At 29.6% G+C, this 18,579-nt stretch carries 5 protein-coding genes; all 5 read right to left on the bottom strand.

The window, feature by feature from the left end:
• Positions 1–36: 36 nt before the first annotated feature.
• Positions 37–3,840 carry a hypothetical protein gene (locus Arg41_RS04175; protein ID WP_157722266.1) on the bottom strand — a complete coding sequence of 1,268 codons (3,804 nt, stop codon included), beginning with the start codon at positions 3,838–3,840 and terminating at the stop codon, positions 37–39.
• 303 nt (positions 3,841–4,143) lie between these two features.
• A complete protein-coding gene (locus Arg41_RS04170; protein ID WP_092343522.1) occupies positions 4,144–7,884 on the bottom strand; it encodes a hypothetical protein in 3,741 nt (1,246 codons plus the stop codon).
• A 423-nt stretch (positions 7,885–8,307) separates the two neighbouring features.
• Positions 8,308–11,910, bottom strand: coding sequence for a hypothetical protein (locus tag Arg41_RS04165; RefSeq protein ID WP_141663206.1), 3,603 nt, complete (start codon positions 11,908–11,910; stop codon positions 8,308–8,310).
• A gap of 672 nt (positions 11,911–12,582) precedes the next feature.
• Positions 12,583–16,257 carry a hypothetical protein gene (locus Arg41_RS04160; RefSeq protein ID WP_141663205.1) on the bottom strand — a complete coding sequence of 1,225 codons (3,675 nt, stop codon included), beginning with the start codon at positions 16,255–16,257 and terminating at the stop codon, positions 12,583–12,585.
• A 166-nt stretch (positions 16,258–16,423) separates the two neighbouring features.
• Complete coding sequence (locus Arg41_RS04155; RefSeq protein WP_141663204.1) at positions 16,424–18,553, bottom strand: hypothetical protein; 2,130 nt, start codon at positions 18,551–18,553, stop codon at positions 16,424–16,426.
• Positions 18,554–18,579 lie beyond the last annotated feature (26 nt).

The following is an 18,579-nucleotide window of genomic DNA, read 5'->3' as shown; positions in this document are numbered from 1 at the left end:
CACTGAAAATAAAAATTATCAGTACTAATAAATAATCTATGATTTACATAACTTCTTCTTAGCGTAAGAGTGATCATAAAATGAAAAATTAGTACTATAAACATCAATATTGTCTCTACAATCTTTGGTAGACTTAAATTTATCCATACAATAAACTGATAATTCTGCAGATGAATCCTTTGTCATAGGTAAAATCTTATTACTAAGGTTACTGGTACGCTTCTTAACTAGGCAATCTATATCAGAATCAACAATATTCATAAATTCTTTAAATATAATTTTCCTCTCTTTATCATTAATAAATCTATATATTCCATTAAAATCAACAACTTGAGCTTTTAGCAATAATGACTCTACTCTGTTAATAAAACCTCCTTCATTAAATAAATTATATCCTCTTTCCGCGACAACATTATATGCGTTATAGTTCATATAATCCAATCTTGGAGATGAGATATAAACATCTAATGACATTGAATTAATAGCCTCATCCACAAATGGCCCTAAACTCCCAATAAGCTCTAATTTAATATTATCAAGCTCTGATTTAACCTCTTCATTAAGATCCCTAAAACTAACCAATGGTAATTTAATAATTCTATTCCATAAACGAGCAAAATTAGACATTACCTGTTTATATACAGAGCTCATAACAGTTTCTAGAACAATTGATCTTTCCTCAGATGTAAGTTCTCTCCTTATTCTGGTTGCACCCAAACAATCAGGCGAAGAAATATCCACACGTGACTTTAATAACATGCCACTTATTTTTTCACGCTCATTTTCCACAATGGGAAAAATTTCTTTCTCAATAATAGGTAAAATTCTTTTAGACATCTTTCTCCAAGAAAATACTCCTACTATAGCACCATCATCAAACCTATACCTCTTATTTATAATTTCACTATACTTATTACTGATGCGTCTATTAATCTCACGAGAAAATTCATTTCTTACATTCAAAATTGCAAGATCATCTTCATTACAAAGTTTAACCACAGAATCATAATCATTACTTACCTTACCTGCTTCCGCACCATGAGCTACATTAACTGAGGATGAATTTAATTCACCAATACAATCAATCTCACAATTAGAAGTTACAGTATCTACAATATCAACATAATTAACTCTTAAGGGGGAAATTACATCTTCCCAGGTTTTCCTAAATAAAATTTTTAATGAATTAAATACAAGCTTCATAACATTTTCCAAAACAATTCTATTTTCTTCAGCTGTAAGTTCCCTATCAATTTTTGAATCTACTACTACTCGAGCCTTAGAGATAATTTTTTCTAATTCCTTAATTTTATCTTCAATAATGTGTTTAACTTCATCCTTAGCAATTGGAAATAATTTCTTGGCTACTCTAAACCAAGCCCAAGCACCAATAACAGTACCGTCATTAAGCCTATATTCATTTTTCACTATGTTACTAAATTTATAATATACAATATTCTTAATTCTAGAAGAAAATTTCCTCCTAGCATTTAAAATAGAAACATTATCGATATAGCGTAATTTAACCCCCCACCTTCCTTCTCTACCACTCCCATAAATACCTTTAGAATTTTCTTTATAACCATATCCAATATCTGTTGAATATTTATTAACTACACGCAACCAGGATAATCTAATAGAAGTAATTAAACTTTTATCTACAAGTTTCTTAGCACGGATCATGAGTTTTTTTCTTTCATCATCAGTAACTTTTCTAACACGAGGTGATGAATATCTTTCTTCAGCATTCACTACGCGTGCATTAGATAAAACTGCATCTAATTCTCCATACTGCTTCTCAACGATGGATTCAACTGATTTTGTAGCAATTGGTAATAATTCAGAAGAGATAAAGGTCCAAGAGGAACCACAAAGGACCATGCCACTTGGAAGCTCAGCTCTCCTTCTCAACATACCTGAAAATAACTTGGTGAGATGATGTCTAATCTTTTCTGAGAACTTCCTCCTAATAAAGGAAACTAACTTATTATCACTGGCATGTAAATTTAACCCCCACATACTGATAACTTTACCCTTTTTACCCTCAAATTCTACTGGTGCAAAAGTAACAACTGGCAATTCATTTTTTACTGACTTACCATTCACTGATGAATCACAATCATCAGATGAACACATCAATGTAGAATCTAAACTAGGAAACATGCATTTGGTGGTCTCAACTAATCCATAATCAGTATCTTTTGATAAATTATTGTTAATTAAATCTCTCCATATCCTACTACATAAATCTCTATTTTTGTTGTACAAACGGTCTGTAGAGATTTTCAAAATTGTATCTATTTCATCAAGTGTAATCTTCCTCGTACCGGCAGAAGAACCATCAAACGCATAAACATCTTCTACTACACGTGCATTATATAAAATTCTACATACCTCCCCATGTTCGGTATCAACAATATGTCTAACCGTTTCCTGGGCAATAGGAAATAGGTTTTTCGAGATTTTATCCCAGTGAATCATACTAATAATTGTACCATCTGAAAATTCATGTTTTTCATCCAACATTGTAAGAAACTTATACCTAATAGCATTTCTATACTTAATAGAAAATTTTCTACTCACTGAAGAAATTTTATAATTATCTTTAGGATGAAGATCAAAACCCAACCTATTTTTCCAATCTCTTGAAAAAATTTTTACAGATGAACAAATTGATTCTTCAAAATCTTTAATAATTTTACATGCATCACAAGTATAAGTATCTAATAAAAAAACTCTAATATACTCAATAACACTGCAAACATCCAATGACCTATTAGTTTCTATACCTTCTTTATTCCATATCACTAACTCATTTAAAAAACTACTAATGACATTACTAATACCTATTTTTATTATTTTTTTATCAAATTCTTTTTTTATTACAGCACTAAAATAATCGCTCAAAGTTTCATGTAATTTTTTAAGATCACCAAAAACAGAATCGCTATGATTACAAATGTAGAAACACTTATAACTAATAATCTCTTTTGATATACTGCTTAATTTTCGAAAAAAATTAATAGCTAACTCATCGAGTTTAGCAATAGCCAAAAAGGAAACATATTCTCCAAACTTATTGATAAATGCGGCGGGAAAACTAATACTAGGAACACTAGTTTCATCACGACTATGATAATAAACAAATGGGTTCCTATATCTATAATAGACATCTGCAACTGAAGACAATATAGAATTATTTTTATTACGAAAATCCCCCCAATACCTCATTATTCTGAATGCAATTAATTTCTCTAAGTGAGAAACAAAATGCAAAAATAATTGCTCCATTTCAGGATATGTCATCTTGCGAGCAAAATCACCGCATGTAACCTTATAATCAAGGATTGCCTTTACCGTTACAGGGATAATATCAGATCGCAAAAAATCAATACATTTAGGTATTAGTTCATAAGCATATTTAGAAAAACAAGAGCAAATTTTTTCCATTATGATATCTACATTTGTACAATCATTTTCTACTTCCTTAAAAAAATCAAAAACAGAGCACAAATCAGCCAAAATAATATCAATTCTATTAGTAAATTCAGTTTTACATTTATTAATAACCGATGAAAAATTTTCAGAAAATTTATAACCAGAATCAATAACATGTGAATGCAAAAAAACATCTTCAAAAATATCTGGTTCTACTCCTATGTAGATATCAAACTTATACTCTACATATAAATTTTGTAATAACTTACTAGACAAAGATAAACTATTAGATGTGGTTGAACTGGAAGAAGGGGAAGAGTCAGTAGCACTATCCTTAACCAGTAACAGTAAATACAGCCCCCCATCCCCAAAGGGGGATATATAACTGTTATCTTTGGACACAAAATTACTGTTCACATTATAATTAACACTATGCATGCATTACTTCTTACTATATATCCATAGAAAAATGATAGTATTACTAATTTAAAAGTAAAGTACCATTTTGGAATAGTATGGGTAAATAATATCCAACCAAATAATAAAATACATTTGGCATAAAAATTAAACCTATACTAATTATTTTTTACAGATAAAAATTACGAATAATATAAATTACTTAATAAATTTTTAGTTATTACAAACACTTTTTTCAGTAACATAAAACACAAGTAAATCATCTGTTGCATAAATAACAATACTCAGCTAAGTAGTAATAAATATACTCTTTAATTTTCCAACACGTTTATTGATAAGATAATATCTATCAGAGTCTATATCATCCATAAACTCCCTAAATAAGATTTGCCTTTCCTCATCAGTAATAGATCTATCCTTTCCAAATTTATCAACCGCTTTAGCCTCTGATAATAATAATTTTACCCTATTAATGAACCCCCCTTCATTAAATAAGTTACATCCTCTTTCATATACAGTATTAAATACATTAAGTTTTTTATCATCTATAGCAGAATCAGCATCCGAAGACATAAAATCAATAACCTCATTAACAATTGTCACCAAACTTCCAATAAATTCCAACCTAATGTTATTAAGCTCAGATCTATCTACCTCTCTAAGATCTAGCAAAAATACTGATGGCAGTAATTTAATAACTTTATTCCATATTTTACCCAAATTAACTTCTATCTTTTTATGAACATTTTTCATAACTGTCTCCATAACAGCAGATTGCTCATCGCATGTAAGTTCTCTAGCTACTATGGCTGTACTAGAATCATCAAGAGAATAAACATCTACACGTGATTTTAATAATATATCACTTATCTTTTTTCGTTCTTTTTCTAAAATAGGATCAATTCCCTCTTTAATAATCGGCAAAATCCTTTTGGAAATATATCTCCATGGACATGCACCTATGATAGTACCATCGTTAAATATATACCTTTCCTTCAGCATTTCTCTGAATTTATTACCAACATAACTATAGATTTTAGATGAAAATTTTCTTCTAAGATCTAAAATAGCATTATCATCTTCATGGCAAAGCCTAACTTTTATAACATCACCCTTAGAATTTGAAAACGAACTAAGCTCTGTAATAACAGACACATCAGCTGATAAATTCAATACATCAATTCCATCTGCATCAGGGCTCGTAATTGAAAAGTCTACGGTGTCAATATAATTACAACTTAAAGAAACAATTACATCATACCAGGCCTTTCTGCATATTTTTTTCAATGAATCATCCAAATGTCTGGTAACTTTCTCCAAAACAATATTATTTTCTTCTACTGTAAGTTCTCGATCATTACATAGATCAATTACTACCCTAGATTTAGATATAGTTTCTTCTAACTCTTTTCTTTCTTCTTTAAGAATGCTCCTAACTTCTTCCTTTGCAATGGGAAACAATTTCTTAGATATCCTGAACCATGCACACAGTCCAACATAAGTACCATCATCAAATTTATGTTTATTAATTAACATGCTAGTAAATTTACCACATACAATATCTCTAATTTTTGATAAAAACTTATTCCTAACATTCAAAATGGCAATATTATCTTTGTGGCAAAGATTAACTCCTAACCCACATTCTGTTACAACCTCATAATCATCTTTATATTTTGATTTATAAGAATATCCAATATCTGCTAGATGCTTATCAACCACAGCAGTCCACAATCTCCTAATACGATCCTTCAATCTTTTATCTATTATTTTCTTGGAACGTGAAGAAAGATGATTTTTTTCATCATCAGTAACTTTTCTAATACGGCATGATGAATTATCATTTTCGCAAAAATCAACTATACGTACCCTAGATAAAATATCACGCAACTCCGCATGTAGACTTTCAACAACTGTAATAACTGACTTTTCAGCCATTTCAAATAAACCGCTAGAAACAAAATACCAAGAAAAATCACGTATTGTCATGTTGCTTCGAGGAATAATTATACTTTCCAAAACCCCGGAAAATAACTCATTAACACTACCTCTAATCTTAACTGAAAATTTCCTTATAATAAAGGAAATAAGTTTATCATCATCAGGATGAAGACTTAATCCCCACATACTAATCATCTTATCTCTTTTAGATAATAACCCTACAGAAACCACCATAGGCAATTCATCATTTTGCAGAGAAGAAGCAGAAACTAATGAATTGCCGTCATACACTGTATTATTCACTACAGAAATTTTATCTTTTCCAGATATTACTGCCTTACTAACATAATTATCCTCTTTTGATATATCAATATCTTTGCCACTAATTAAATCTTTCCACACCCTACTAGATAAAGTTATATTTTTGCTATACAACCTATCGGTAGAAATTTTCAAAATCCGTTCTATTTCCTCAACTGTAATACTTCTCGTTCCCGCAGAACATCCATCAAACACACAAACATCTTCTACTATAAGTGCACTTGACAAAACCTTAGATAATTCTTCTTGTTCATCATCAACAAGATGTCTAAGCGTTTCGTGAGCAATTGGAAATAAGTTTTTTGAAACTCTATCCCAACTAAATACATCAATAACTGTTCCGTCCAAAAATTGATATCCTTCATTCAACATTGCACAAAACTTAGATTTAATAACGTTCTTAGATTTATCATAAAATTTCTTCCTAATAGATGAAATTTTATAGTCAATTTCAGGATGAATCATAAGCCCCCACTTATTTTCCAACTCATTCAAAGATTTAAAATTTATTGGTAGTTTTTTAGATAATGAGGTCCTTTTCTTAGATAGGATTCTCTTTGACATTCCAATCTGAAAACATTTAACAATTTTGTATGAATTACTAGTTAATTTATATATTAATAAACTACGCATGTGATCAATAATATTATCTAAAATTAATGCTCTATTTACCTCTGTGCCATCATTTTTACTCCATATAATTAAATTATTCAAAAAGCTAGTAAATCTATCATTAATTTTTTCTTCTCTCATTCTTTTATTAAACTCTTCTTCTATTATGGTCTTAAATTCATCCCGCAATTCACCACGCAATTCATTACGTAAATCTCTAAGGAAATCACAAGCCTTGCAACTATAATTACAAACATAGAAACATTTGTAATTAATTGCTTCTGCCAGCACATCATCACATTTATCAATAAAATTGCATGTCATCTCATCAATTTTAGCAACAGCCATAAAAGACAGACATTCACCAAACTTATTGGTAAATGAAGAGGGACAATTAACCATGGATTCATTAATTTTGTCTAAATTACCCACACAAACAAACTTACTACTAAAATCAACATCTGTAATTAATGACAATAAATCTTTTTTTCTATTACAAAAATTTCTCCAATACTCAGCTATATTAACTTTAACTAACTTCTCTAATGAGGAAACAAAGTATAAAAATAACTGCTCCATTTCAATATAGGTCATTTTACGCTCACAATTATCGTCAATAACAATGGAGTCAAAAATAGTTTGTATCGTTGCAGGAATAACATCACACTGTAAAATATCAACAAACTTAGATACCAATCCATGTTCATATTTATAAAAAGCATAACAATATTTGTTAATTAAATAAGTTACGTCACAATGACCCTCTAAATCCTTCATAAGAACAAGAAAGATATCATGTGAATCAAGTAAAGTACTATTTACCTTATCAATAAACTTTATCTTTAATTGATTCAAAATTGACAAAAAATTATCAGTAAGTTTATACCCACTCTTAATAGTATAAGACTGTAAAAAGATACCATCACAAATTAATGATATTGATTCAAAATCACTACCGTATCTGCATAAATCATGTACATTTTGTAGTAATTTATCAGAGCAAATTGAAATATTAGTAGCAGCAACATCACAAACAGATGGAGCAACAGAACCCATAACTACTAGTGATAATGGAGATTGACGATCTACTTCAACAAATGACCTATGGTAATCATCTTTATCATTATTGCTTACATTGATACTTACATCACGCATACCGGACGCCATATTTCATTTAGATGAAGAAAATAAAATTGCAAAAGTATGAGTATGAAAAAATTTTATTATAAATTACTAAATCTACAACTGTTACGTCTCATAAATATTGTAATGAGAAAGCATATAGCATACAGCAAGTAATATATATCTGATTTTATGACACCTTTTATCAGTGTTGACAAATAAATTAAATATCTTAAGTCCATATATGGACGTTTTTATCGTCTATATCATATATTGATCCATATAAATATCATATCGAGCTCGATTTATAACTTCCATAAATGATATTGAGATAAGAAATACTTCATATCATTATACCTATAGCATCAAATTACCAAATATTAAAATGATTGTCTTTTAGATATTTAGTCAGTACCACATAACAAAAAATCTCCATAACTACAGATACAGCAATAACTAATAAAGTATACTAACACGTTTCTTAATAAGACAATCTCTATCGGTATCAATAATATCCATAAAATCTTTAAGTAATTTTTTCCTTTCCTCATCAGTAAGAAATTTATTATTTTCATATTTATCCACTATTTGGGCTTCAGATAATAATGACTCTACTCGGTTAATAAACCCTCTTTCATTAAACAAATTACGGCTTCTTTCATATACAACACTATATATATCAGAGTTTGTATATCTTAAGTCAGATACAGCTTCATTTACTATCGGTCCCAAGATTCCAATAAACTCTATCCTAATGTTATCAAACTCTGATCTATCTATTTCCCTAAGATCTATCAAATTAATAGACTGCAATTTAATAATTCTATTCCATATTCTACCTAAGTTAGAAAAAACATTTTTACGTATAGATTTTATAGCACCTTCCATAATAATGGACCTCTCATAAAATGTAAGATCCCTAAGAACTCTAGATTCACTATGGTCACCAAATGAAGAAATATCTGCATGAGACTCCAACAACAAATCACTTATTTTTATTCGTTCCTTTTCTAGGAGTGGACCAATTTGTTCTTTAGCAATAGGCAATATTATTTTTGATATTTTTTTCCAATAACAAGTACTTATAGTAATATTATCACCAAACTGATGATTACTTTTTATAATTTTACTAAATTTATTACCTATACAATCATAAATTTTGGAGGATATTTTTCTTTTTATATTCGAAATAGCTAAATCATCCTCATAACAAAGTCTAACAATCAAACTATCATCCCTATTGTTAACATCTACTTCTGAAATATCAACAATATTAACTGGGGATGAATTGCCCTTACCAACAAAATCAACCTTTAACAAAGTAATTATACCATTCCATATTTTCCTGAATAATTTTTTCAGGCTACCACAAACAAGATTAGTAATATTTTCCAAAATTATAGAATTTTCTTCACACGTAACTTCTCGATCAAATGAACCAATCACAACACGTGCTCTAGATATAACTTTTTCTAATTCTTCTCTTTGATCTGCAAGAATTGGCTCAATCTCATTTTTAGCAATTGAAATTAGTTTTTTTGAAACTTTAGGCCAAGCAAATATACCAATAAAAGTACCATCATCAAATTTATATCTATTCTTTAACATACTAGTAAATTTATCATGAATAATATCTTTAATCTTAGATGAAAATTTTTTCCTAGTATTAAGAATAGCAATATTATCACTATAGCGAAGTTTAACTCCCCAGCTTCCTTCCCTACCGCTTCCAGTAATACATTTAGACTTTTCTCTATAACCGTACCCTATATCTGATGAATACTTACTAACCATACGTACCCATGATAACCTAATAGACTCCCTTAACCTTCTATCCATAAATTTCTTAATACTATCCATAAGATCTTTTTTTTCAACATCTGTAACATTCCTAATAGCACAAGAAAGACCATCTTCATTAATCTCCACTATACGTGATTTAGATAAGGCTATATCTAACTCTTCATGTTGCCTTTTAGTAATATGCTCAACTGACTTCAATGCTATTGCAGATAATTCATTAGAAATAAGAGTCCAAGAAGAATCACGTAATATCACACCACTTGGAAGTATAGTTTTACTTCGCAGCATACCACAAAATAATTTAGTAATATGATCAATAAGTTGGATTGAAAACTTCCTCCTAATAAATAAAATAAGCTTACTGTCATCAGGATGAACATTTAATCCCCATGAATTAACAACCTTATCTTTTAACCCTGCTGACATCAAAGAAACAACAGGTAGTTCAGTTTGTGCTGAAGATAAGGATGATGATAACTCACCTCCATCAACAGTATGGATTGAACTGGCAGAAGAAGTAATATCTTTTTCAAATTCTACTACTTCGACACCCGAAGCAACTTCTTTTGATACATTTATAGATTTGCTATCAGTTAACTCTCTCCATACTTTATTAGACAGATTCCAGTTTCTACGGTATTCATGATTAGTAAAGGTTTTCAAAATGCTATCTTTTTCCTCATTTGTCGCTTTTCTAGTACCAGCAAAATATCCATCGAATACATAAATATCTTCTACTATACGCATATCGGGCAACAGTTTGGATATCTCTTCGTACTCGGCAATAATAAGTGGCCTAACCGCTTCCTGAGAAATTGGAAACAAGTTTTTAGAAATCTTATTCCAATGAACCATCTCAATAACTGTACCATCCAAAAATTTATGACTTTCCTTTAGCATTGCACAAAATTTATCTTTAATAATCTTCCTATATTCATTGCAAAATTTCCTTCTGATAGATAAAATTTTATTGTCATCATCAGGGTGAAGTTTTAAGTTCCATCTACTTTTTATGGTGTTAGAATATTTCTTTCCAGTTAACAGACGCTTTTCATATACCGTCATCTTTCTTTGAAAAACTTTGATTATATCATAGGAGTTATTAGTAGACTTACATACTAACAAATTTCTCATATAGTCAATAATACTGCAAATAATTGATGATTTATCTTTCTCTACACCTCCACACTTATTCAAAACAAATGTTTCTTTCAAAAAATTAATAATTTCATCCTTAATAATTCCTTCTTCTACTTTTTTATTAATTTCTTCTTTTATTAAAAATTTAATTTTACCCCTTAATTCTTTAATATCATAATGAAACTTATCACTGTAATTAAAAATACACGAACATTTAGAACGAACACTTTTTTTAAAATCAATATTAACTTTATTAACAAAATCATCAATTATCTCATCAATTTTTGTAATAGCCATTAAAGAAATATAGACCCCAAACTTATTTGTAAAAGCAGCAGAATGAGTAATGCCAGGAACATTAATTTCATTAAAACTATTGGCATAAATAAACGGATTAATGTAATCAGAACTAGAAATTTTTGATAGTAGATCCTTATTTGAATTACAGAAATCTCTCCAATATTTTATTACTCTATGCATGACCAAACATTCTAAGGTAGAAACAAAATGTAAAAACAGCTGCTCCATCTCATAATAGGTCATCTCGCGCTCATAATTACCATCAATAACTTTAGAACAAAAAACACTTTTTATTATCATAGGAATAAAATCAAACTGTAAAATATCAATACATTTAGACCTTAATCTGTGTACTTTTTTAGTAAAATAAAAACCTGCTTTACATAATAAAATCATTATATTTTTTAAACTACAATCTGATTCATTCAAGAAACAAAAACTGCTTTGCAAACAAATTAAAATAGAGTCTACTTTATCCATAAAGTCTATCTTATGTTTATTCATAACTGACAAAAAACCTTCAGTAATTTTATATCCACACTTTGCCGTGAACTCCTGTAAAAAATTATCTTCGCAAAAACCTGATGTTATTTCAAAATTTCCACTATATCTATACCAATCACATAAATCTTGTGACAATTGATCTGAAGAAGAAAAGATATTAGATATTCTATCATCAGCAGTAAGATTATTAATGGATGAATCTACATAACCAACATCTAATAATTCTAGTGGATGTTGACAAACACTATCCTCAACAGGTAGTCTATCATAGTCACCCTGAGCATTATTTCTATCAACATCTAGATTATACATATTACATACATTGCTATATCTCACTTACACTAGGGAAATGATGTCATCACCTAAAAATTAACTCACCATTCATCACCACACCTCAAGATATGATCATTCCAGTGTCACAAAAGTATAATATAATAACTCTTATAAAATATATAATATTTTCATAAATTACCTCATTGAAATAACATTCATATAATAATTACGCTACGTTCCCAAAAAAAGATAAATAACTTGTGGTTTACTGGTACAGTTATCAATAAAGAATAAAGAAAATTACGCCTTAACAACTAATGATAATTGATTCTATAATTTACGTAACAAAAATAATATGACATATAAATTATTTGAGCTCTTATTTACTTTTATAAATAATCCTCTTCTAATAAAACCTGTATCACTATCACATATTAAGTTAATCTTATATCTGCTAATAGCGAATAAAGAATATGAGGCAAGTAAAACCGATAACCATGATCAATACGATAAGTAACCAATAGCACTATAGGAAACTGATGTAGTCTAAAATTATCATATTGCCTATAAATATTTACATAAGTAATTAATTTAATGATACAACTCATTTGCTTTATTTTTATTAGTACAAAATAAAATTCATAGTTAAACAATAATTCACCATCACATCAGTACCATTACTTATTAGTAGAGCAGTAAAAATATATCTATCTAAGCAATCGAAAATGTGTCCTTCAATGTACTGGTTCTCTTCTTAATAAGACACTCCCTATCAGTGTCAATCATATCCATAAACTCTTTAAGTAAGCATTTACTTTCTTCAACAGCAATTAATCTATAACCTCCTTGTTTATCAAAAATTTTTACATTTGATAACAACAATTCAACTCTATTAATAACACCCATTTCCTTAAATAAATCATGGCTCTTTTGTAATACAATACCGTATGAATATGATGATGACGAATAAACAACCTCATTCAACGCTAATCCAAAATTTCCAATAAATTCTAGCCTGATATTATCGAGCTCTGATCTATACTCATCACTAATATCGCCCAAACATATCAACGGTAATTTAACAATCTTATTCCATATCTGACTAAACTTACGTATCACCTGCTTGTACACAGATTTCATAATATTTTCCATAACAATAACTCTTTCATCGTCTGTAATCTCTCTAGTAACTCTAGTAGCACTATAATCACTAGGAGAAGAAATATCTACCCGTGACTTTAATAAAGATAATCTTATTTCCTTGCGCTCTCTCTCTATAATAGGATAGATCTCCTTCCAGACAATTGGTAAAAGTTTTTTTGAAATATCTCTCCAAGGACGTATACCAATTGTAGTACCATCGTCAAGCTTTCGGTTTCCTTTCGTTATCTCTGAAAATTTACTACGAATAAAATTACAGATTTCAAATGAAAACTTCCTCCTAACATTTAGGATAGCATAATCATCCTCATGGCAAATCCTAACTGTCAAACTATCTCTCTTATCTACTTCTGTAACACCTAACATATTAACTGAAGAAGAAGCTACTTCATCAATACAATCCACTCCAGAAACATAATTTTCTGCATGATCCACAACATCAGCAGAGTCAGTAACTGAAGAAGAAATCACATTATCCCACACCTTTCTAAAAGAAACCTTTAATGAGTGATATGCAAGATTCATAACATTTTTTAAAACGGTATGCTTCTCTTCGTCGGTAATTTCTCTATCAACTAAACCAACTACTACACGCGACTTAGATATAATTTTTTCTAATTCTTCTAGCTGGTCTTTAAGAATAGGGCAAACTTCTTCACTAGCAATTGGAACTAACTTTTTAGAAACCCTAAACCAAGCAGACGCACCAATAAAAGTACCATCACCAAATTCATGTTTATTCTTTAACATGCTACTAAATTTATCATGTACTACACACTTAATCTTAGATGAAAACTTCCTCCTAGCCCTCAAAATAGAAACATTATCGATATAACGAAGCTTAACTCCCCAACTTCCTTCTCTAACGCCTACAAAAACATCTTTAGGTTTTTCTCTGTAACCATACCCAATTTCTATTGAAGACTTGTTAACCACAGATAGCCATGACGATCTAATAGACACGCTCAATCTTTTGCTTATAAGACACCTAGCATGTGACATAATCTTTTCTTTTTCATCATCAGTAACTTTTCTAATAGTGCCAAGGGAATCAGAATTTTCTCCAATATCTATTATACGGGCCTTAGATAAAACTGTATCTAACTCTGCATACTGTTTATCAACAATAGGTCCAACTGAATCTATTGCTACTTCAGATAAATCATGAGAAATAAAAGGCCAAGAATAATCACTGAGAATAATACCACTTGGAAGTACAGTTCTATCTTTCAACATACCATAAAACAACATGGTAACATGATCCTTGATATTACTAGAAAATTTTCTCCTAATAAATGAAATAAGTTTATCATCATCAGGATGTAGATTTAACCCCCATCTATCAATAATTTTATCCCTTTTTCCCAAAAATTCTATTGGCATAGTAGCAACTACTGGCATATCACTTTGTATTGAGTGAGTAGTAAATGATGGACCACCAACATCAACTGAATTTATTATAGGACTCACAGAAATAGGCATGACATTTTCAGACGATATAGATTCAGGACAAAAATCAATATCTGTTGACATGGAATTTTTTTTATTTTTACTAATTAATTTTTTCCATACCAAATTAAACAAATCCCTGTTCTTCTTATGCACTGAATTAACTGAAATATTCAAAAGCCTATCTATTTCCTCAGGTGTAATTTTTCTAATATCAATATAAAAGTTATTTGACATATCAATATTTTCTATAACACGTGCATTAGATAATAACCGAGACAACTCTGAATGTTCAAGATCAACAAGACATCTAACTGTTTCTTGCGCAACAGGAAATAGATTTTTTGAAATCTTATCCCAATCAACCGCACTAATAGTTGTTCCATCTAAAAGTTTACATCCTTCTTTTAGCATGGAACAAAATTTGCTATTAACAACTTTCTTGTAATTATCATAAAACCTTCTTTTAATAGATAAAAATTCACTACTATCTTCAGGATGAAGTCTTAATTTCCATTTACCTGCCATGGCACGTAAATATCTTTCACCCCTCAAGGAACTTCTTCTTTTGGATAATGAAAATCCTTTCTTAAAACCATCAATAATCTTATATAGATTATTAGTAGACGCATCTGCTAATAATCTGCGCTTGTCCACAATAATTTTATCAATAAGCACTTTATTGGTTTCTGCAAGAGCGACTTTACCCCAAATTAATACTTTTTTCAAAAAACTATTTATATTTTCTTTAACTCTTTCTTCAATTATTTTTTTATCAAATTCCTCTTTTACCAAATCTAAATATTTTTCACGTAATTTTTCAAGGTCAGAAACAACATTATCGCTGTAGGTACAAATACAAAAACATTTAGAGGAAACTATTTTTTTCAACTCATCATCTAATTTACTAAAAAAATCACCCATCATGATATCAATCTTAGCAATAGCCATAAAAGAAATACACTCACTAAATTTATCGTTAAAAGCAGCAGGACAATCAATAGTAGGGACGCTAATTCTATAAAAACGATAAGCACATTCAAATGGGTTATAACGATCTATAAAAAGACCATTATTTTCATTGCAAAAATCTCTCCAATGCTTCATTATTCTGACCATAATAAACTTCTCTAGAGTCGTAACGAAATATAAAAATAATCGCTCCATCTCCGGATATGTCATTTTACGCTCGGAACTACCATCAACAATCATGGAATCGAAAATACTTCTTATAGTTAAGGGAATAATACTAAGCTGCAAAACATCAATGCATTTAGATCTCAAACGATATGCGGCTCTAGAAAAAGAATAGCAAGCTTTATTAATTAAATAAATTATATTTTTATTATGATGTTCTACATTTTTACCGCAGTGTTCTACATCTTTTAAAAAAAAAGAAAAACTACTAGGCAAAGCAATCAAAACGGAATCAACTTTGTCAACAAAGTCTATTTTAATATCATTCATTACTGACAAAAAATTGTCAGTAAACTTATACCCACACTCAGAAGAATATTTCTGCAAAAAAGAATCGTCACAAACTTCAGAAATATTTTCAATATTAGTATTATATCCATATCCTGCACATAAATATCGTAGTAATTGATTAGATGAAATATCAGTTGAATGATTAGTTTCCGCAAAATCAAGAACAAATGAATCAACAGATCCAGTAACTGGCAGTAACGATGAAGATTGACAAGCTATTTCAACGGAGAACTTACTATAATCATCCTGATGGATATGGATGTTTCCAAGAGCACTTATATTATACATATTATGCGTTTTACTATATCTCATATAAACAGTAACAATGATGCTACCAATATTTATGATGTTCCAGCTATACCAATGATAGCTAATATCCCCGTAAATATAACTACCACATTAGCATCAAAAAAACAAATAAAGACACCCATGAGCAAAAAATTCTTTATCGTTATTATTCATGCCCACTATCATTACCAACATAATGTGAATACATTGACATAGTTGGAAATAAATCTCTCAATCTTTTAATCCTTTTCTTAATAAGACAATCTATATCTGTATCAATGGCATCCATGAATTCTTTAAGCACGTACTTTTTTTCTTCATCATTAATAAACCTATAGTTTCCAAATGCATCAACCAACCTAGAATTTGACAAACATGAATTAACCCTATCAAGAAAACCTCTTTCATTAAACAAACTATGGCTTTTTTCGTATATAACACCAGATAGATTATAGCCGGTGTGTTCTAACCTAGATGGCAATGACATAACAACATCCGATGGTAACGAATCAACAACTTCACTAACAATAGGCCCTAAACTTCCAACAAACTCTAGTCTAATGTTATCAAGGTATGATTCATGATTTTCCTTAAAATTTTTCAAACTTGAAAGTGATAGCCTAATAATTTTATTCCACATCCTGCTGAAATTACGCATTACCTGTTTACTTACCGACTCCATAATCGTCTCCAGAATTAAACCCCTTTCATCAAACGTAAGACATCTCACTGCAACCAAACCATCATATAAAAAAATACACGCACTAGACCTCAACAAAATATCGTTTATCTCTATACGTTCATTTTCCATGATGGGATCAATTTCTTTCCTAACAATAGGAAGAATTTTCTTAGATACATTTCTCCAAAAATACATACCAACATTGCAACCACAAAATTTATGACCTCCATTTATAATTTCCATGTATTTACTACTAATACACTTATTAATTTCAGATGAAAACCTCTTCCGTATGCTTAAAATAGATTTATCATATTCATTACAAAGCCTAATCTTAATACTATCATACCTATAGATTTCACCCTCACCTGATTCTATCCCTACAATATCAACTACATTATTAATAGGAAATATAGGAAATTTAACAGAACAACCAACCTCAGAATAGGCATAAGAATGATCTGTAGTATCAGAAAAATTATTACTCAAAGAAGTAATTACATTATCCCATATACGTTTAAACAAAATTTTTAGGACACAACATGTAATATTCATAATATTTTCTAAAACAGCATACTTTTCTTTGCTAGTGAGATCTCTATCAACCTTATAATCAACTATCACACGTGCTCTAGATATAATTCTTTCTAATTCTTCTCGTTGATACTCAAGAATTGATACAATCTCCTCTTTGGCAATTGGAATTAATTTATTAGATACCCTGAACCAAGAAGAAGCACCAATAAAAGTGCCATCATCAAATTCATATTTATTTCTCAACATACTGCTAAATTTGTCATGAACAATAGATTTAATCATGGAAGAAAATTTTCTCCTATTCTTCAAAATAGCAATGTTATCTTTATGATTAAGCTTAACCATCCATAAATCCACAATATTACTTTCTGAAATTAATTTAGAATTTTCTTTACAACCATACAAAACACTTGTTGAAAACTTATTAACCATACACAACCATAATAATCTGATAAATGCATTCAATCTTTTAACTATAATTTTCCTAGCACATATCATAAGATCTTTTTTTTCATCATCTGTAATTTTCCTAATAACACAAAATAAAGCATCATTTTCATAAACATCTACTATTCGCAATTTAGGTAATGCCCTATTTAATTCTCTATATTGTTTTTTATTAATAAAATCAATCGATTCTAGGGCTATTTCAAATAATTCACTAGAAACAATAACCCAAGAAGAATCACATAGAATCATGCCACTCGGAGGCAGAACCCTATTTTTCAAGATGCTATAAAATAATTTAACAAGATGATTCTTGATACTAACCGAAAATTTTCTTCTAATAATAAATGAGATAAATTTATCATCATCAGGATGAAGATTTAATCCCCAAATACCAACAATTTTTTCACTTTTAGATAACAATCCTGGAGTTACATTAGAAGCAAGAAAAGATTCGCTATGCAATGAAGGACAAATCAGTGAAACACCTCCATTGACCCTAGACGCCAGTATAGGATCTATGGCATGAGATACTGAAATAGAAGACACATCCTTTTCATGCCCTACCTCACTATCAAAATCTATGTTTTCCGAAATATAATTTTGAGATATTAATTTCTTCACTATCAATTAAATCTTTCTACAACCTACCAAAA

The organism is Candidatus Ichthyocystis hellenicum (genome assembly GCF_001460935.1).
Classification (GTDB): domain Bacteria; phylum Pseudomonadota; class Gammaproteobacteria; order Burkholderiales; family 2013Ark19i; genus Ichthyocystis; species Ichthyocystis hellenicum.
The sequence above is the reverse complement of the archived record's forward strand: the minus strand, read 5'-3'. Positions and strand labels throughout refer to the sequence as shown.

Bases quoted from the DNA above. Each gene is read 5' to 3' on its own strand.
- Arg41_RS04170 (WP_092343522.1), bottom strand. From the start codon at position 7,884: ATGCGTGATGTAAGTATCAATGTAAGCAATAATGATAAAGATGATTAC.
- Arg41_RS04165 (WP_141663206.1), bottom strand. From the start codon at position 11,910: ATGTATAATCTAGATGTTGATAGAAATAATGCTCAGGGTGACTATGAT.
- Arg41_RS04160 (WP_141663205.1), bottom strand. From the start codon at position 16,257: ATGTATAATATAAGTGCTCTTGGAAACATCCATATCCATCAGGATGAT.